This window comes from Thalassolituus sp. UBA3500, assembly GCF_002377545.1.
Lineage (GTDB): Bacteria > Pseudomonadota > Gammaproteobacteria > Pseudomonadales > Oceanobacteraceae > Thalassolituus.
The window spans coordinates 12,894-30,132 of sequence record NZ_DFQB01000032.1; the positions used below are offsets into that span (position 1 = coordinate 12,894).

19 protein-coding genes are annotated in these 17,239 nt (G+C 51.6%); 3 read left to right on the plus strand and 16 right to left on the minus strand.

The window, feature by feature from the left end:
• The 3 genes from B2R29_RS16950 to B2R29_RS07555 form a co-directional block, all read right to left on the minus strand.
• Window positions 1-69, minus strand: a 69-nt coding sequence (locus B2R29_RS16950) for a type IV pilin protein (RefSeq protein WP_414716607.1), incomplete at its 3' end; no start/stop codon positions are given.
• Between the two features lie 290 nt (window positions 70-359).
• On the minus strand, window positions 360-1,211 hold the full coding sequence (gene nadC / locus B2R29_RS07550; protein ID WP_301180480.1) for a carboxylating nicotinate-nucleotide diphosphorylase: 852 nt from the start codon (window positions 1,209-1,211) through the stop codon (window positions 360-362).
• Window positions 1,212-1,290: 79 nt separating this feature from the next.
• Window positions 1,291-2,667 carry an alanine/glycine:cation symporter family protein gene (locus B2R29_RS07555; RefSeq protein ID WP_301180481.1) on the minus strand — a complete coding sequence of 459 codons (1,377 nt, stop codon included), beginning with the start codon at window positions 2,665-2,667 and terminating at the stop codon, window positions 1,291-1,293.
• A gap of 103 nt (window positions 2,668-2,770) precedes the next feature.
• Between B2R29_RS07555 and ampD the strand changes: the two genes are divergently transcribed.
• Complete coding sequence (gene ampD / locus B2R29_RS07560; RefSeq protein ID WP_301180482.1) at window positions 2,771-3,343, plus strand: 1,6-anhydro-N-acetylmuramyl-L-alanine amidase AmpD; 573 nt, start codon at window positions 2,771-2,773, stop codon at window positions 3,341-3,343.
• On the plus strand, window positions 3,340-4,212 hold the full coding sequence (gene ampE, locus B2R29_RS07565) for a regulatory signaling modulator protein AmpE (RefSeq protein ID WP_301180483.1): 873 nt from the start codon (window positions 3,340-3,342) through the stop codon (window positions 4,210-4,212). The genes ampD and ampE overlap by 4 nt, the downstream gene beginning before the upstream one ends.
• Window positions 4,213-4,370: 158 nt before the next feature.
• Here the strand turns inward: ampE and B2R29_RS07570 are convergent, their stop codons facing one another.
• Complete coding sequence (locus B2R29_RS07570) at window positions 4,371-5,288, minus strand: ROK family protein (protein WP_301180484.1); 918 nt, start codon at window positions 5,286-5,288, stop codon at window positions 4,371-4,373.
• A gap of 45 nt (window positions 5,289-5,333) precedes the next feature.
• Window positions 5,334-5,675, minus strand: coding sequence for a PilZ domain-containing protein (locus B2R29_RS07575; RefSeq protein ID WP_301180485.1), 342 nt, complete (start codon window positions 5,673-5,675; stop codon window positions 5,334-5,336).
• Window positions 5,676-5,767: 92 nt separating this feature from the next.
• On the opposite strand from B2R29_RS07575, the gene B2R29_RS07580 reads away from it, so the two are divergent.
• Window positions 5,768-6,385, plus strand: a complete 618-nt coding sequence (locus B2R29_RS07580; RefSeq protein ID WP_301180486.1) for a histidine phosphatase family protein — start codon at window positions 5,768-5,770, stop codon at window positions 6,383-6,385.
• 17 nt (window positions 6,386-6,402) lie between these two features.
• Here B2R29_RS07580 and B2R29_RS07585 read toward each other — a convergent pair whose 3' ends face one another.
• From B2R29_RS07585 to B2R29_RS07635, 11 genes are all read right to left on the minus strand, one after another.
• Window positions 6,403-7,275, minus strand: coding sequence for a class I SAM-dependent methyltransferase (locus B2R29_RS07585; RefSeq protein ID WP_301180487.1), 873 nt, complete (start codon window positions 7,273-7,275; stop codon window positions 6,403-6,405).
• Window positions 7,276-7,293: 18 nt separating this feature from the next.
• Window positions 7,294-8,235 carry a LysR family transcriptional regulator gene (locus B2R29_RS07590; protein WP_300428667.1) on the minus strand — a complete coding sequence of 314 codons (942 nt, stop codon included), beginning with the start codon at window positions 8,233-8,235 and terminating at the stop codon, window positions 7,294-7,296.
• Between the two features lie 106 nt (window positions 8,236-8,341).
• A complete protein-coding gene (locus B2R29_RS07595; RefSeq protein WP_301180488.1) occupies window positions 8,342-10,366 on the minus strand; it encodes a TonB-dependent receptor plug domain-containing protein in 2,025 nt (674 codons plus the stop codon).
• Window positions 10,367-10,389: 23 nt separating this feature from the next.
• Window positions 10,390-11,088, minus strand: a complete 699-nt coding sequence (locus B2R29_RS07600) for a hypothetical protein (protein ID WP_301180489.1) — start codon at window positions 11,086-11,088, stop codon at window positions 10,390-10,392.
• A complete protein-coding gene (locus B2R29_RS07605) occupies window positions 11,085-11,609 on the minus strand; it encodes a DUF2878 domain-containing protein (RefSeq protein WP_301180490.1) in 525 nt (174 codons plus the stop codon). Before B2R29_RS07605 ends, B2R29_RS07600 begins: the two co-directional genes overlap by 4 nt.
• The gene (locus B2R29_RS07610) at window positions 11,609-12,859 is read right to left on the minus strand and encodes an SAM-dependent methyltransferase (RefSeq protein ID WP_301180491.1); all 1,251 of its coding nucleotides are present in this window, start codon (window positions 12,857-12,859) and stop codon (window positions 11,609-11,611) included. The genes B2R29_RS07605 and B2R29_RS07610 overlap by 1 nt, the downstream gene beginning before the upstream one ends.
• Window positions 12,856-13,755: a DUF1365 domain-containing protein gene (locus B2R29_RS07615; RefSeq protein WP_301180492.1), complete on the minus strand. Its 900-nt coding sequence runs from the start codon at window positions 13,753-13,755 to the stop codon at window positions 12,856-12,858. Before B2R29_RS07615 ends, B2R29_RS07610 begins: the two co-directional genes overlap by 4 nt.
• Window positions 13,752-15,014 (minus strand): NAD(P)/FAD-dependent oxidoreductase, encoded by a 1,263-nt coding sequence (locus tag B2R29_RS07620; RefSeq protein WP_301180493.1) that lies wholly within the window; start codon window positions 15,012-15,014, stop codon window positions 13,752-13,754. Before B2R29_RS07620 ends, B2R29_RS07615 begins: the two co-directional genes overlap by 4 nt.
• Window positions 15,011-15,808, minus strand: coding sequence for an SDR family NAD(P)-dependent oxidoreductase (locus B2R29_RS07625; RefSeq protein ID WP_301180494.1), 798 nt, complete (start codon window positions 15,806-15,808; stop codon window positions 15,011-15,013). Before B2R29_RS07625 ends, B2R29_RS07620 begins: the two co-directional genes overlap by 4 nt.
• A complete protein-coding gene (locus B2R29_RS07630; RefSeq protein WP_301180495.1) occupies window positions 15,805-16,296 on the minus strand; it encodes a nuclear transport factor 2 family protein in 492 nt (163 codons plus the stop codon). Before B2R29_RS07630 ends, B2R29_RS07625 begins: the two co-directional genes overlap by 4 nt.
• Window positions 16,271-17,224 carry an acyl-CoA desaturase gene (locus B2R29_RS07635; protein WP_301180496.1) on the minus strand — a complete coding sequence of 318 codons (954 nt, stop codon included), beginning with the start codon at window positions 17,222-17,224 and terminating at the stop codon, window positions 16,271-16,273. Before B2R29_RS07635 ends, B2R29_RS07630 begins: the two co-directional genes overlap by 26 nt.
• Window positions 17,225-17,239 lie beyond the last annotated feature (15 nt).

The window sequence follows — 17,239 nt, forward strand, 5'->3', positions numbered from 1 at the left end:
ACCGATGATCGCAACAACGATCATCAATTCAATAAGGGTAAAACCTTGTTGTGCTTTCATGTTTTTCATAGGGCTTCTCCACTCTCTTTCGAGATTTGTTATTGGGTGACTGCTTTCTGGCCCGTTTGTTGTGTGGTCCTTCCGGCGGTCTTACCTGTCATTAATCATGACTGTGGGATGGAGTTTGCCAAGCTTCTCTGAGACCAGCAAGCCCTGTTTCCGGGCTTAAGTCACATTTTTTGGCGTCATAAAAATATCTGTTCGAAAAACGCGCAAAAAGTTGGCAAAGAGTGACAATTATCGTCACTCTGGTGGGCATTTTCGGGAGATGCGGCGCAAAATGACAGAGGCTTAATGGCTTAGCCAACCATCCTCATCGACAGGTCAATCGCCTTGCAGTCTTTAGTGAGTGCACCGATAGAAATATAATCTACGCCTGTTTCTGCATAATGGCGCAAAGTGTCTTTGGTAATACCACCTGAGGCCTCGAGTTTGATATTGCCTGCGCTTTTTTCTCGCGTGAACGCGACAGCGACCTTCATATCGGCAGGGCTGAAGTTATCCAGCATGATGATGTCGACGCCAGCGTCGATCGCTTCTTCCAGTTGCGTCATGGTTTCAACTTCGACTTCGACCGGTTTGCCCGGTGCAATGCCATGGGCCTGACGTACAGCGTCTGAAATGCTACCGGCTGCCATGATGTGGTTTTCTTTAATCAGAAAAGCATCATAAAGGCCGATGCGGTGATTGAAGCATCCGCCAACGGACACCGCATACTTCTGTGCGATACGAAGGCCTGGGATGGTTTTACGGGTATCCAGTAGTTTTACACCCGTACCCTCAACCAGAGAGGCGTAGTGCTCGCAAAGCGTCGCGGTACCTGAAAGGGTCTGCAGGAAGTTTAAAGCGCAGCGCTCGCCGCTCAGCAGTGAGCGTGATGAGCCTTTCAGCTCAAACAGTACCTGGTCAGCTTCGACCAGGTTGCCATCTTTCACCTTCCAATCGACTTCTACTGTTGGATCTACTTGCCTGAAGACTTCCGTTACCCAGGCTTGTCCGGCAATGACTGCGCGTTCGCGAGAGATAATACGTGCATGGCTCGTCTGCTCCGCAGGTATTAATTGCGCTGTAATGTCACCAGTGCCAATGTCTTCTTCAATGGCGCGGGTAACTGCATTGCGGATGTCTGTCTGATGCTGGGTGAGGTCCATGGCAGAGGCTTCGTTCTATGAGTGGGTTCCTATCATGAGGGCGCGATTCTACACGAAGTCGCGCCCTGACTGATACCGCTCAGCTGGCTTTCTTCGAACCACTCTTAGGGTCTTTCCCTGAGCCATTCTGGAGATATTCGCGGGTAAGACTGAACACGACCGGGCTGAGCAGAATCAGTGCAACGAGGTTTGGCAGAGCCATCATGGCGTTCAGAGTATCTGCGATGAGCCAAGCGACATTCAGTTCCTGTGTTGCGCCAATCGGGATTGCGGCAACCCAGACAAGCCGGAATACCGGCACGGCTTTGATACCAAATAGGTATTCCGTGCAGCGTTCACCATAAAATGACCAGCCGATAATAGTGGTGAAAGCAAATACAGCCAGCCCCAGCGTGACAATGTATTGACCAACCACCGGGAGACCCGCATCAAAAGCCGATGCGGTCAGGCTGGCCCCCGAAGCACCGGTTTGCCACGCGCCAGAGGCAACGATCACCAGACCGGTAATAGTGCAGATCACAATAGTGTCTATAAAGGTACCCAGCATGGCGATCGTCCCCTGACGGACGGGGCTGTCTGTGGTTGCTGTCGCGTGTGCAATAGGAGCGCTACCGAGACCCGCTTCGTTTGAGAAGACCCCGCGAGCGACGCCAAAGCGGATTGCAGCCCAGACGGTTGCACCGGCAAAGCCTCCAGCAGCAGAGATCGGAGTGAAGGCGTGCGTGACAATTAATTCGATGGCTGCCGGAATTTCATTGGCGTAGATCACCAACAATACGACGCCAGCAATCACATAGGTAATCGCCATAAAGGGAACCAGCTTGCCGGCAACATCTGAAATTCTGCGGATTCCACCAATAAGGACCAGGCCAACCAGAGCAGCAACCACCAGGCCGGTTAACCACTCAGGAATTCCAGTGCCGTCCGGTGAAATATGCGACATGGCGTCGGCCACCGAGTTCGCTTGCACACCGTTACCAATACCAAACCCTGCAAGCATACCAAAGAAAGCAAAGGCGACAGCCAGCCATTTGAACTTAGGGCCAAGGCCGTTGCGGATGTAGTACATGGGGCCACCGACAAAATGGCCTTTTTCGTTTTTTTCGCGAAAGCGAACCGCGAGTACGGCTTCTGAATATTTAGTAGCCATCCCGACAAGAGCGATGATCCACATCCAGAATATGGCGCCGGGGCCACCCATAGCGACAGCCGTCGCGACCCCCGCTATGTTGCCTGTGCCGATGGTTGCTGACAGCGAGGTCATCAGGGCATTAAAACCAGAAATCTCTCCTTCACCGTGTTTGTGGCGGCCTTGCCATAATTCTACAAACCCGGTTTTCAAATGCCGGATAGGGTAGGCCCTCAGGCCGATGGTGAGAAAAAGACCTGTCAGAGCAATCAGAGCCAGCATTGGCCAGCCCCAGACAATGCCGTTGAGAGTATTCAGAAACTCCATTTTATCTTCCTGTCATATTCGCTGGTCTTCGGACTATATCGGCCTGCTGTGTTTATGCCAAACTTGAAGGCCTGAGGAACAACATTGATTGCTTTGGAAAATAATGAATATTACGAATGGCCGCCTGGATACCGCCTTGTGGATTCCGTCCCCGAATTTTGGACCCCGCCCGGACACTGACGATATCTCTCTGCTGGTGATTCACAACATCAGTTTGCCTCCGGGCCAGTACGGCAGTGGTTGCGTGCAGCGCTTTTTTTGCAATCAACTTGATACGGCGCAACATCCGTATTTTGAGACCATTGCAGACTTGCAGGTCTCGAGTCATCTGTTTATCGAGCGTGACGGGGCAGTTTCTCAGTTTGTGAGTCTGAATGATCGTGCCTGGCATGCGGGGCAGTCGCAATTTTGTGGCCGCGATAACTGCAACGACTATTCTATAGGTATAGAGCTGGAAGGAACCGATACTGAACCCTATACCGACGCCCAGTATCAACAGCTCGCGGTAGTGACTGAGTGTATCAGGCAGCATTACCGCAAAATAACCGATGAACGGATAACCGGGCATGAAGATATTGCCCCTGGCAGGAAGACAGATCCGGGGCCTGCCTTTGACTGGACGCGTTACCGTGCCTTGCTCGTCACGGCTGACGGTCGCCCTGAGGAGAAAAAATGAAGTTTCTCGTTCTTTTTGTCGTTTTGTTATGGCAGCAACGTTTCCCTTTACCCCATCGCAGCACCAGTAGCCGCACCTTCGCCTGGTGGCTGAAGCAGGTAGAAAAACTGCCGCGCTTTATGAGCTGGCATCGCCATTTCAGGTACTCGGTTGTCGTGGTTCTGCCGGTTGTCACGATTACGGCGGCGATGTTGCTGGCTGACCCTTATGCCTTTGGTTTGCTGAGTGTGTTACTAAAGATTCTTGTCCTGCTCTACGTGCTATCGCATATCAGCATCGGCAAGCATCTCGAAGCCTATCGCAGTGACTTAAAAAAGGGCGATACACAAGGGGCCTACCATTGCGCTGACCAGTATCTTGCTGTGCCCGAGGTGAGGGTCACCGATGACCTGACCACCATGAATCACCAGGTTATCCGGGCACTTCTGCACCGCTGGTTTGAGTTCTTTTTCCTTATGGTGTTCTGGTATATGGTTGCCGATATTGCAGGGATTCTGCTGGCGTGGTTTTCTCTTCAATACGCACGTGCAACACACTGTGATGCGCAAGGCTGGCGTTACCTGCACTGGATTGAGTGGATTCCCGTTCGTTTATTGGGGCTGACTTATGCGCTCGCCGGAGACTTTCTGCGAGCATTTCCCGTGCTGCATTCTTACCTTTGGGATCGCACAGCAAATAGTGCCGATGTTCTTTATCGGGTTGCCAATGAATCATTGGCCGGGCAGTCCGTTCAGATGTCATCCCCTGTCGATGAGAATGCCGAAGAAGCCGCTGCCGAACTTGATCGCTGGCAGCGCCTGCACATCCGCTCATTGTCGGTGTGGATGGTTATTATTGGCGCCGCGACTGTGGGCGGGTATCTGCTCTAACAGGCTGCTGAAAAACTATCTGCGTTGTCATTGCTTCGTTAAAAACAGGCTCATAATGCTCATTTATGACTTATAAACTCCGCTTTTCGCCTGTTTTTGCCTTGCACTGACTGCCTCGAAAACGTGTTTCAACGGCCTGTTAACAGCCGCTTAGCCGGTTAGCCTGTACTTGATTGTGCCGCCTGAGCACCCAGCCAGGCGGCACCACGTACTCCGCTGGAGTCACCGTGAATCGATTTCTTCAGAGGTGTCACCACCGAATCAGAGAAGACCCACTCCTGCCAAAGCTGCGGTACCACGTCGTATACGCTGGCAATATTCGAGACCCCTCCGCCCAGCACGATCACGTGTGGGTCCATCAGGTTAATCACCGCGGCGAGCGCTTTCGCCAGTCGTCTGTGGTGTCTGAACAGGACGCCCTGAGCTTCTTCGTCGCCGGCCTCCGCGGCAGCTACCCAGATTTCTGCGGCCTGGTCTTTGCCCGTTTCTTCTCTGGCTTGTAAGCGAATGCCAGTGCCGGAGAGGATTGTCTCCTGACAGCCGGATAAACCGCAGTAGCAGTTCAGCACCGCATCTGAATCTTCGCGCCATGGCAGTGGGTTATGACCCCATTCTCCCGCAATGGCGTTTGGCCCGGATACCAGGTTCCCCCTGACGACCCAGCCTCCACCGCATCCTGTGCCAACGATCACTGCAAATACAGAGTGAAAGCCCGCTCCGGCGCCATCGGTAGCTTCTGACAGGGCAAGGCAATCGGCATCATTGGCGATAACAACAGGTTGGCCGAGGGCGCGTTGTAAGTCACCCTTCAGGTCTTTGCCGATCAGGCAGGTGGTATTCGCGTTTTTCACCAATCCGGTCTGATAGGAGAGTGCGCCGGGAATGCCCAGCCCGAGCGTGTATGGCTGGGCCAGTTCAGACGCGGCGTCGTTCACCAGACTCAGAATATTGCTGAGAATTGCATCGTAGCTTTCGCGGGGGGTCGGGCTGCGGCGGCGCAGGAGTTCCTGACCGCTCTGATCCAGAGCGATGATTTCTGTCTTAGTACCACCGAGGTCTATGCCAAACTGCAGCATGGCTGTCCTGTCGAATAAGAATGTCAGGACAGTGTACGATGCTGCTCACTCGTCGCAATAGTCCTGCATCATTGCGTCGAACATTGCGGACCCTTCGACCAGGCGACAACCGCTTCCGTAGAGGCTCGGGTTCAGCTGTCGGCTCCAGACTATTTCAATTCGGCAAGGGGCCGTACGACGGTCGTTGTCCTGCAGGATATCAACGAGATCGACATCGAGTGTTTCGCCTTCTTGTAAGGCCTGGTAGCTGGATATCATTAAGCCGCTTCTGGACCAGTTAACCAGTAAGCCAAGGCAGTCGTTGCCTCCTTTTTGGAACACGCTGACGGTGCTTTTCAGTTGCCAGCGTGGCTCCATACGCATTTCTGCAAATGATTGCGCGCTCATGTTCATACTCCTGAAGATGATTAGGGTAAATTTGTTACCATGTCGATCTAAGTTTAGACACTGAAAGCCTCTTCGCCGGAGCCCGATAAAGAATGAGCAGTATAGTCACGTTCCTTGACGTTATTCGCCATGGAGAGCCCGAGGGGGGCGAGGTATTTCGTGGGCGGACAGATCATCGGCTGACTGATAATGGTCGTCGACAGTTTCAACAAAGACTGGAGCGTAACCCGGGAGACTGGCAGCGTGTTGTGTCTTCTCCGCTGAGCCGTTGCAGTGAAAGCGCAGAGCGGGTGGCCGGTCAATCCGGTTTGCCTTTGCATATCGACGAGCGCTGGGCCGAGATTGATTACGGTGCCTGGGAAAATGTTCCCATTAAACAGGTCATGTCAGCCGAACAGACCCATGTTCGCCAGCTCTGGGAAGATCCGATGAACTTCTGTGCACCGCAAGGAGAGCCGGTAGGGCAATTACAGGCGCGGGTGCTGGACGGTTGGGCGCATATTCTTGAACAGCATGCCGGTCAGCATACATTGATTGTTACCCATGGGGGCGTAATGAGAGTACTGGCTCAGCACTTGTTGTCACTGGCGCCAGAGGCGATGAATCGACTAGGAATTCCCTACGCAGGGATGCTACGGTTACGCGTAGATACCGATCATGAGAACAAACACTGGACGACCATGATCGGTATGGATGGCACAGAGCTCTGAGTTAATTTGTTTCAGGCTCAGGGCTTTCTGAATTTGAGTGTCATGCGATCACTTTCACCAATCGCCAGAAATTCAGCCCGGTTTGCATCGCCACCACGCAAGGTCGGTGGCAGAGACCAGACTCCGTGAGCGTGATCACGGCTATCTTTAGGGTTAGCATTAATCTCTGAGTGCCCTGCAGGAACAAAGCCTGCATTGATGGCCAATTGTGTTACGTATGATTCAGTAACATAACCTGTTTCGACCATCTTTTCGCGAGAAAATGAGTCGGGAGCACGATGTTCTACAACGCCTAAAATTCCACCCTGTTTCAGTACGCGGAAGGCCTCATCGAAGACAGCCTGTTCCTGGCGATTACGCATCCAGTTATGCACGTTACGGAAAGTCAGTACGCGATCAGCCTCACCGGCTTCTGCAATCGTCAGCTTCTGCGGTGGTGCAAGTTCAGTCACATATATGTTGCCATAGATTTCAGGCTGAAGGAGAAAACGCTTATTAAACGCGGCGCGGCTCTTCTGGAAAAAGCCGACTTCGCTATCGGCTGGGAAGTGCGCAGCAATTAGCTGTCCATTGTTTTTGAGGTAGGGCGCTAATATCGCGGTATACCAACCACCACCGGGCCATAATTCAACCACGGTATGATCAGGGTCTACGTCAAAAAACATCAGTGTTTCTGCGGGGTGCCTGTACTGGTCTCTCGCCAGTTCAGCGGCAGAGCGGGTTGGGGCAACTTTTGGTGATGTCGTTTGCTCTTCAGGAGAGACGACTTCTTTTAGCGGTAGCTTCTCTTTAACCGTTTCAGCAGACTCTGGTGAGCATGCCGCCACGACGGCGGCGATTGCGGTTATAGCGATTGTCGCGGTGGTATTTCGGAGAATGCCTGATCTCATCCCTGAACCTCGTATTTATTATTCGGTGCGTGCAATGTCGTGTCCGACTTCCCATGGTGGGGTAGGACGGACAGATTCAATAACGAATTCTACGAAACTGCGTACCTTCGCAGAAAGGTGTCGGTTACTCGGATAGAGTGCATGAATCGGGCTGGCTTCGAAAGGCCATTCTGGTAATACCTGGACGAGAGAGCCTGCACGTATCGCGGGGGCGGCAATCAGAGTCGGTAATGGAGCAATGCCAGCACCCGATAGTGCCAGAGTGTAAAGGCTGGCAAAATCGTTCACCTGAATGCGAGCGTGGACGTTATGGCTGTGAGTCTGACCCGAGGGGCCACACAACTGCCAGCTTGGCCACTGCGACAGTGTCATCAACTCATGTTCCCCCAGAGTATCCGGGTGCTTTGGTTCACCGTGCTTTTTCACATAATCGCTGCTGACACAAAGAATGGAACGCACATCACCAAGGTGTCTGCCAATGAGCGATGAGTCCTCAAGGGTACCGACGCGAAAAGCGACATCAATACCGTCCTGAACCAGATCAAGCTTCTGATCGCTCAATACCATGTCGACAGTCACCTGAGGGTGCTGATCACAGTAATCGGCGATCAGGCCAGACAATACTGTGGAACCAAACAGTACAGGTGCCGTAATACGAAGAGTCCCCGTTGGGGTGCTCTGCATGCGCGTAACTGCGATGTTTGCTTCTTCAATCTCACCAAGGATACGTGCGCACTGGTTGTAGTATGCGTTGCCTGTGTCGGTAAGGCGCAGACTGCGCGTGGTGCGTTGGATCAGGCGCACACCAAGCCGTTCTTCCAGTTGCGTGATCTTGCGGCTGACCGTCGATTTTGGGAGGCCCAGATGACGCGCTGCGCCAGTAAAACTGCCCGCCTCAACAACATGGACGAAGATAGCCATTTCGTTAAGATCGAATTCTTCGCGTTTACCTATTTGCATGCGGTCATGTTTCCTTGATGTTTAACTTTGGACAGTATGGCTTTAAAAATATCAATTGAAAAGATATATGGGACAATTGATCGCGTTTTATATCCAGTCTGCCGGATCAGAAGACCATGCGGACTCCAAACGAAGCAATTGGAGGCAGGTCATTAACGTCTTCTCGCTCACTGTAATCGGCATTGAGGTAACGGTAACCAACGACATTTTCCCGGGCATAGAGGTTAATCACCTCAAAATAGAGGTCCATACTCCAGCGACTGAACTGATAGGCGCGGTCCGCTCTGAAGTCCAGGCGGTGGTAGGCCGGAAGCCGCTCAGAAAATGGATCGCCGTAGATCGGATTGAACAGGCCGGGCGTCTCAGTGTCTTCTTCAACGCCATCCAGCGGCGTCACCAGTTGTCCGCTTTCGTAGCGCCATTTAAGTCCGAAGGTCCAGCGGTCATTCCATCGATAATTTCCTACTGCGTTTATTACGATGGGCTTGTCGTAGGAATAGCGGAAGTTTTCACCGGTAATATCATTACTTCTCTCCGTACGGGAAAGGGTCAGTGATACCCAGCCATACCATCGGTCGCTGTAGTCGGCATTCAGAAGCGTTTCAATTCCCCACGATTGCCCGCTACCGTCGTTGGTATAACGTGGAAGCGCGTTGTATTCCTCAGTGGTTAATCCCGGATAATTATTTTGCGGTACTCGTGACACAACAATATCTGTGATGTCTTTGTAGTAAAGTTCAGAGGTCAGGTTCAGACCGTCTTTCAGTTGATATTCAAGTCCTGTCTCGTAGTGAGTCGAGCGTGTCTCATTGATCTCGGGGTTTCCGAACTCAGGCGTGTATTGGCCAGGGTTACCCGACAATGCGTGATATTCACCAAATCCGAGTGTCCAGGTCAAAGGCAGTGCCACACGGACGCGACTGTTCAGTCGGGGTTCAAGGTAGCTGTTTTCGGTAAATTCGTTATAGGAAGCAAGTACTCCCGGTGTCACCTGCCACCCCGGGAGTACGTCCCATTGATCCGCCAGATTGGCGTTGAATTCGCGAATTGCAAAATTTCCTGAACCTGTCAGCTCTTCAGTTGCGGTAACGAGACGACAATCGCTTGAAAATTCATCACAGGGAGGTGCAGAAAAACGACCTTTGTAGTTGATGTTCTGCTCGGAATACTCAGCGCCAAATTGCAACTCGTGCGATAACGACATAGGGTAAATGAATTGTGAGCGCACGCCGTAGCGATTGCTCTTAGCGTCGATGAAATTACCCTGACCGATGCTGAACTCGAAGCTTTCTTCGAGCTGAGATACGCCGGTTTTCATACTCAGGCCTGAAGAAAAGAAGCGCTCATAAACAATCCCCTGACTATTAAAATACTGCTCTGCTTCGAGCCCACCACTGAGTGCAGGGTCTTGTTGTACAAAGTCGGAGTCTTCAGGGAAATCAAAGCCCGCTTTATCTCTGGCGCCAATGGCCTGAAAGCGCAGCGCAGAGACTGAGTCCGGACGGTATTCCCACGCCCCCTGATAATCGTAGAACTCAGGCACGGTAGTAAACTGAAAATCTTCGTCGTCGACCAGATTTTCGAGGTAATACTGAAACAGGCTCATGCGGGCACTCAGGAAGGCGGCGTTAGATTCGTTGACCGGAACATCAAACAAAACCCCAGCACGCAATAAACTGAGGTCAACGATGGTTTGTTGATCATCAAAATAAGGTGAGCGAGAGTCGGCTGTGATAACAGCCCCCGTGGCGTTGTTAAACTCCGGGCCGAAGGCCGCAGGGTAAAGCTCAAAACCGTCAACCAATGCATCGTTGATAATACTGGAGCCATCGTTATGAAACAGATAGCCCACGGGCAGAAAATCGAGGTAGTAGGCATTATCATCGGGTGATGAGCCACGCACCGCGGGGGCGGCTTCACGACCATTGCCAAAGACGACTCCGGGAAGCGCTTCCAATGCTCGCAATGGATCATTGCCTGCGCCCGGAATTTTCAGCAGCTTTTCTGTCGTGGGGCGGGGAGACTCGACTTCTTCTCCGGTTGTCGTCACTTTATCCAACGTGACTTCTGCATGAAGCTGTACGGCCTGAGAGCTGAGAACAGTGATCAGCACAACTGCAAACGGACGCATCTTACTTTCCTTTAAATCGTCGTTTAATCCGGGTAAGTGTATCGGATTTCAGCCTTGATGCCTTCGCCGTCCTTATTTCTGATATTCGTAAGGCCCCGATAGGTCAGTAGTCGCTGAGTTTCTTCGTCGTAGGTCAGCTTAACCGGGTCAAGAAGCCAGGACAGAAGTCGTGAGCTTAAACGCATTTCGACGGTCAGCTTTCCATCCTCCCGTTCCAGAGGAATCAGGCGAAAGTTCACCCACTCCAGCCGCGAAGGCACAGCAAATGAAAACCGGACGGTTTCTTCATCTAGCAGCTTCGGCCAGACAGAACGCACGAACTCATCAAAGCCTGCATCAATCACCGGCGTGTAGTCCGGTTTTCCTAGCGTTCCTTTGTCCGATTCCTCAGGTTCGCTGTAGCTGACACGCCACTTACCATCGTCATAGGTAACCTCCTCAGAATAACCATAACGTGTGTCAGTGAGATTAAAATCAGGCGTGGCCGTGTTATCACTGTACTGATTCTGCTTTTTTGCGAATTCTTCGGTATCCGATGTCTGGTAGCGAGTCTCGCGAGTGAGGGGCTTGCCGTCCTTAAGTGTTAAACGATGATACTCGGTATACAAGAGTTCGCCGCCCTCCATGCTAAAGGCATCTCCACGATATGAAAGAACCGATTCTTCGGCAATGAGCGTGCTTGATACAAGAATGAGTAAGACAGTCGTAAAATACTTAATCACGGCTTTTCTCTCTCTGTAGGCGATGAAAATGTAGGAATGATATTGGATGAGTGAGCGAAGTATGCGGCCAGCATCAGCCCTCCCCACGACGCTGAAATAATCCATAGGGCATCCGGGCCTAAGGTAAGGGCTCCGAATTTCTGACCAGCGTAGTAACTGACCGGCGCAGAGATAGCAGCCAGAGGAACGATCAGCCAGGCCCTTGAAAATATCGTATGTAATGAATGTAACAGCGTTGCTGAAAAGGCGAGCCATAAGAGTGCGAGCCAGGCCGGGATCACCGGCATGGTGTAGTTATCGAAGCTGAACACGCCAAGCTGATACCAGAGTGTGTCTAGCGCAATCCCGCTGAGACTGAGTACCGATATAAACAGCCATTCTTCTTTTGTTGCGACTTTTCGGTGCCAGATCATAAATGCCAGAACAGCGGGGAGGGCCCACAAGCTTCCTCCTAGCACGCAGGCAAACCAGCAAAGCTGGAATGCAACCGCATTAATAACCTTCAGCTGCGTTGCAGACATCAGAGATTACCAAGCACCGGTTCACTGCGATTCAGTGGTTTCGCGAACATCAGGTGAACATCACCAATAACCCGCTCAGCAAATCCACCCTCGCAGTAGGCGAAGTAGAAATCCCATAGGCGGATGAAGTCTTCGCCGTAACCTTTTTCCATGATGTCTTTCTTATTTGCAAGAAAGCGCTTCCGCCATGCATCCAGAGTACGAGCGTAATGTGGGGTAATATCTTCCATGTGCGACATTTTCATATCAGTGCATTGGGTAAACGAATTCTGGATGGCCGTGACGCACGGAATAAAACTGCCCGGAAAAATGTAACGTTTAATAAAATCGACGTCTTTTTTAGCTTGTTCGTACCGTTGATCTTCAATGGTGATCGCTTGTATCAGGGCGATACCTTCTGGCTTCAGCAGGCGGCTGATTGTTGCCGTGTAGGTGTCTAAATATTCCCAACCAACCGCTTCAATCATTTCGATAGAGACAAGCTTGTCGTATTCACCTTCGAGCGCGCGATAATCTTTTTTGAGAAGGGTGATCTTGTCTTCAAGGCCTTCGGCTTTGACCTTCTCTTCAGCCCAGGCGTACTGCTGTTCAGAAATCGTAGTCGTGGTTACCTTGCAACCGTAATGCTTGGCCGCGTGGATGGCCATGCTTCCCCAGCCTGTGCCTATTTCAACAAGGTGATCAGTCGGCTGCAGGTCTAGTTTCTTACAAATACGATCAAGCTTATAAACAGATGCTTCTTCCATGGTCGCATCTTCACTCGGAAATATACCGCTGGAATACATCATGGAGGGATCGAGGAAGAGTTCGAACATATCGTTGCCCAGATCATAATGTGCAGCGATATTACGTCGTGAGCCTTTTTCTGTATTGCGGTTCAGAGAATGAAGCCATTTCAGGGCGAACTTGCCTAGGTTTGCAAGGCCGCTGTCTATCTGGTCCACGACATCCTTATTTCGCGACAGGATTCTGATCAACATAGGCAGATCAGAGCAGGTCCAATCTCCTGTCATGTAGGATTCACCAGCGCCTACGCTGCCGTTCAGGGCAATACTTCGATACGCCTCGCTGTCCAGAATTTCAATACGTGAATGCATATCAGATCCGGCTTTGCCGAACTGCAATGTGTTATCACCCTCGACAATTTCCAGAGAACCTGTGTGAAGTTTTTCGAGTGTATCGATCAGGCCGTTGCGGCAGAACCGATCCATCCAAGGCATATTTTCGGCAGTGACTGTCAGTGTTTTCATAGGTGCTCCTGTCGTGGGGCGATAGATTTTTTGTGGTCCTGCTCGGGATCATTTTCAGGATGATCATAAAAAGGGCTTTTCTTCAGCCAGAGGCGTAAGGCATTGCTGTAGATTCCCCAGACAACCTTCATCGTCATCAGAGGGTACTGCAGTAAAATTCTGCGCATCATCGTCGAAGTCATGGGATGTCGATTCATGGTCATGGTCGCATCGAAGTCGAGCCTGCCTTTATTCATCGTTTGCATGTGAATCAGGCACTCATCTGTTACTTCTGGCATGCTCCAGATGTAGGTCATATCAAGCGGATTGAATGGCGACACATGAAACACTTTATTAAAGCGATAACGGTGGCGTTGATGTCCGTCAGCATGCTGCTGAGTATGTTCTGGCGTGATTCCGCGCTGATGGTCGGTGTTAGCTGTGTGCCTGGCCTGATTCGCTGTCGCTTGCCGACTCAGAAGGGTGTAGTGAAATTTTTCATCCCACGGTGTGTTGGTGATCTCAGAGAGAATCCCGAGGTGTTGGCCATCAGCATCGTATGCGTAATAGAACGTGACCGGGTTGATCAGATATCCGAAGTAACGCAGGTTGGTCATCATACAGATCTGGTCAGGTACTAAACCCGTTTCCCGGCGGAATGCTTCGCAGACATGCAGTTTAAGATTCTCCGCGGTTGAAGAAAGCGGTAGCCCTGCAAGTGCAAAGTAATCTTCTCGGCGAAAGCGTGCGAGAGAAAAGATCGATTGCCCCCAGAGTGCCGAGCGGCGCAGAACATCATTGGCTTCGTCCAGGTTCAGCCAAACCATAAAGGCGCTGTAACTCAGTGCATGCTGAACCGGATGAAAACGACGATGGCGAACGGTGCCTGTGAATATTGCACTCTGGGTTGCACTCATGGCAGGGGCACCCCTAAGGCTTCAGTGACGCGTAAAGCACTGCGGACACCGTCTTCGTGGAAGCCATTAAACCAATAGGCACCACAAAAATGAGAGTGGTTTTTACCACTAATTTCGCTGTGTCTCTGTTGTGCAGCCATACCCTCCAGAGTGAATACCGGATGCGCGTAACGGAACTGTCGGATAATTTTATCCGGATTAATGGCTTCGGTTTTATTCAAGGTGACGCAGAAATCGACCGGTGCATCGTCGAAATTCTGTAGGCGGTTCATGTAGTAGGTTACCGCAACTGAATCCTGACTTTGTTCACCGATATGGTAGTTCCAGGCCGCCCACGCCAATCGTCTCTGAGGCAGGATTTTGTGATCGGTGTGCAGAACCACATCATTCATTTTGTAAGGAATAGCACCCAGGATATTTTTTTCGTCGTCGGTCGCATCTTTCAACATCCCCAGCGCCTGATCACTGTGGCAGGCAAAAATCACTTCATCAAAGTGCTCATGCCCCCGGTGACTGCTGACGATGACACCATCCTTGGAGCGACTGACCCCGTCAATGGGTGTATTCAGATGCACCTGATCCTGAGGCAGGTCTTCGAGTATTCGTGCAACGTAGCTGCGTGAACCGTTGGAAATGACTCGCCATTGAGGGCGCTCATCAACACTGAGCATGCCATGATTGTTAAAGAAGCGAAGGAAGAAATAGACCGGAAACTGCATCATCATCTCTTCACTGGCTGACCAGACCGCGGCTCCCATAGGAATGATGTATTTTGTTCTGAAGGCTTCGCCATATCCTTTTCGCTGAAGGTAGCTGCCGAGGGTTTCAGTCTGATCAACACTGTCGTTGGCCAGTTCTTCGCGAGTTTCCTTATTGAACTTAAGGATGTCGCGGATCATGCCCCAGAATGCAGGCTTGAATATGTTCCGGCGCTGCGCAAAGAGTGTATTCAGTGTGTGTCCGTTGTACTCCAGACCAGACTGTTCACACTTCACGCTGAAGCTCATGTCAGACTCTTCACTTTTTACACCGAGTAAATCCATCAGGCGGATAAAATTCGGATAGGTCCAGTCGTTGTATACGATAAACCCTGTATTTACCGGCCAGGTGGTACCGTTCACCTCAACATCTGTGGTCTGCGTGTGGCCACCGGCATAGTCATTTGCCTCGAAGAGGGAGACATCGTACTTTTCTCTCAATAGCCACGCACAGGTAAGTCCTGCGACTCCTGAGCCAATAATCGCGACGCGTTTTTTCATGAATCTGATTCCTGTTTTTGCAGCGCTTCGTCAGTGCGTGACATCTGAGCGGTAATCCGGTGACGTAAGAAAGCAGGCAGTTGCCCGATAAACCAGAGAATACGGGTGAAGCCTTTGGGGAAATGAATATGCCATTGACGTTTCTCGACGCCTTTAACAATCTCTTCCGCCGCTCGTGCAGCACTGATGCGCATCGGCATCGGGAAGTCATTTACGTCTGTCAGTGGTGTTTTCACAAATCCGGGACTCACCAGAGACACGTCGATATCCATGCTTTTGAGGTCGGCTTTCATACTCTCAAGAAAATGAGCCACTGCCGCTTTGCTCGCGCCATAGGCCTGCGCCCGCGGCATCGCCAGCATTGAAACACTGCTGCCAACCCCGACCAGGTAACCGCGCTGACTCTTCTGCAACAAGGGTAGAGCTGCCGCTGTGGTATTGACCAGGCCCATCACGTTGGTTTCAAAAACCCGGCGAAACAGTGCCGTATCAAAATCAGTAACGTCGACGTACTCGCAGGTACCCGCGTTCGCAATCAAGGTGTCCAGATACCCGTACTTTTGATGAATGACCGAGGCCGCTTCCCCGAGGCTTTTCTCATCAGTAATGTCTGCGGTAATCACAGTCACGTTGGCGTGTCGTTCGGCCAATGGACGCAGTTTCTCTTCTGAGCGGGCGCTGATGAAAAGTGCTTTGCATCGCGGTGCAAGTTCGTCCGTCAGCGCTTCGCCGATCCCGGATGATGCTCCGGTGAGCCAGACAATCTGCTCACTGAGTGGGAGGGCCTGAGTCATGCCATTCGCTCCTTCAATTTGTGAATAAGCCAGCCAATGACTGGGAGGTGTTCGTAGAGGAGGCTACCTGCGTCGAAGATGTCCTGGTGCTGAACGACCAGATTATTTTCCCAGCGCAGAAGAGTGACTCCGTCCACCTTAATGTCGTGCTTACCGGCCTTTAATCGCGGATGGCGATAGCGCATGGTCCAGTGAACAGAACCGGTATCCGATTCAACCCAGGCGTTGTGAAACTGGAAGTCGATATAGGTGATATTTTCGTACAGCCCCTCGAAATATTTCTCGAGTGCATCCATGCCGGTTATCCGGTGCATAGGATCACTGAACGCGATATCCGGGTGGTATACCTGTTCCAGGCAGCGTCTTAATTTTTCAGTGCCTGCTGTTTCTGGGCTGAGTGTGTGATAGAGCTTGTAGAAGGCTCCTATTCTCGGGTCATTTGTCTGCTCTGTATTCGCCGGATCACTCGTTGTGCGTGCGTTGTCCATTACGCCCCTCCTTCAGAACATGAGCAGGCACAGGGTTCAGACTGTGTACGATTCCGACCCAGCTCATGGCTTTGAGTATCATGTAGGTAATATCGATCTCCCACCAATAGAACCCCTGTCGCGCAGACACGGCCCAGCGGTGGTGGTTGTTGTGCCAGCCCTCGCCGAGCGTCAGCAATGCGAGTACACCATTGTTACGGCTGTCGTCTTTCGTTTTAAAACGACGCGAGCCCCAGATATGACCGAGCGAATTAATAGTCACCGTGGAGTGAAAGAGAATGACGGTTGAAATAACGAATCCCCAGACCACCATCTGAGCGCCATTGGTATTCAGGCCCGGTGCGAAAGCCGCCATGATTTCGCCTGCAACAAACAGAATGAGTATCAGCAGTAGGGGGGCGAAGCTGTCGTAGCGATCCAGGAATTTAAGCTCCGGAAAGCGTGCAAAGTCTTTTATACGGTGCAGCTGAGTTTTGAAACTGGCATCGCAGGTGAACCAGCCCATGTGGCTCCACCAGAAGCCACGTTGTACGGGTGAGTGCAGATCCTGTTCGGTATCAGCGTGCTGGTGGTGAGCACGATGATGAGCAGCCCACCAGAGAGGCCCCCGCTGCGCTGACATATTCCCCAACAGAGCAAATATAAATTGCCAGAAACGGTTGGTTTTGTAGCTGCGATGCGCGAAGTAACGGTGGTAGAACGCCGTAATCGCAAACATCCTCAGCCAGAAAAGTCCGAGGCAGGTTGCCAGTGCGACCGTGCTCACTCCCGTCCAGAGTGCTGCAAAGCACGCCAGGTGAAGTAACAGAAACGGAATCACCCGCACCCAGTTGAATTGAGTACTGGTCATTTCTGCTTCATTGCCAGCGTAAGAGTCGAACCAGCGGGCGATGTTCAGTAACCAGGATTTTTTACGAATGCTCGTCATACCTGTTCTCACTGG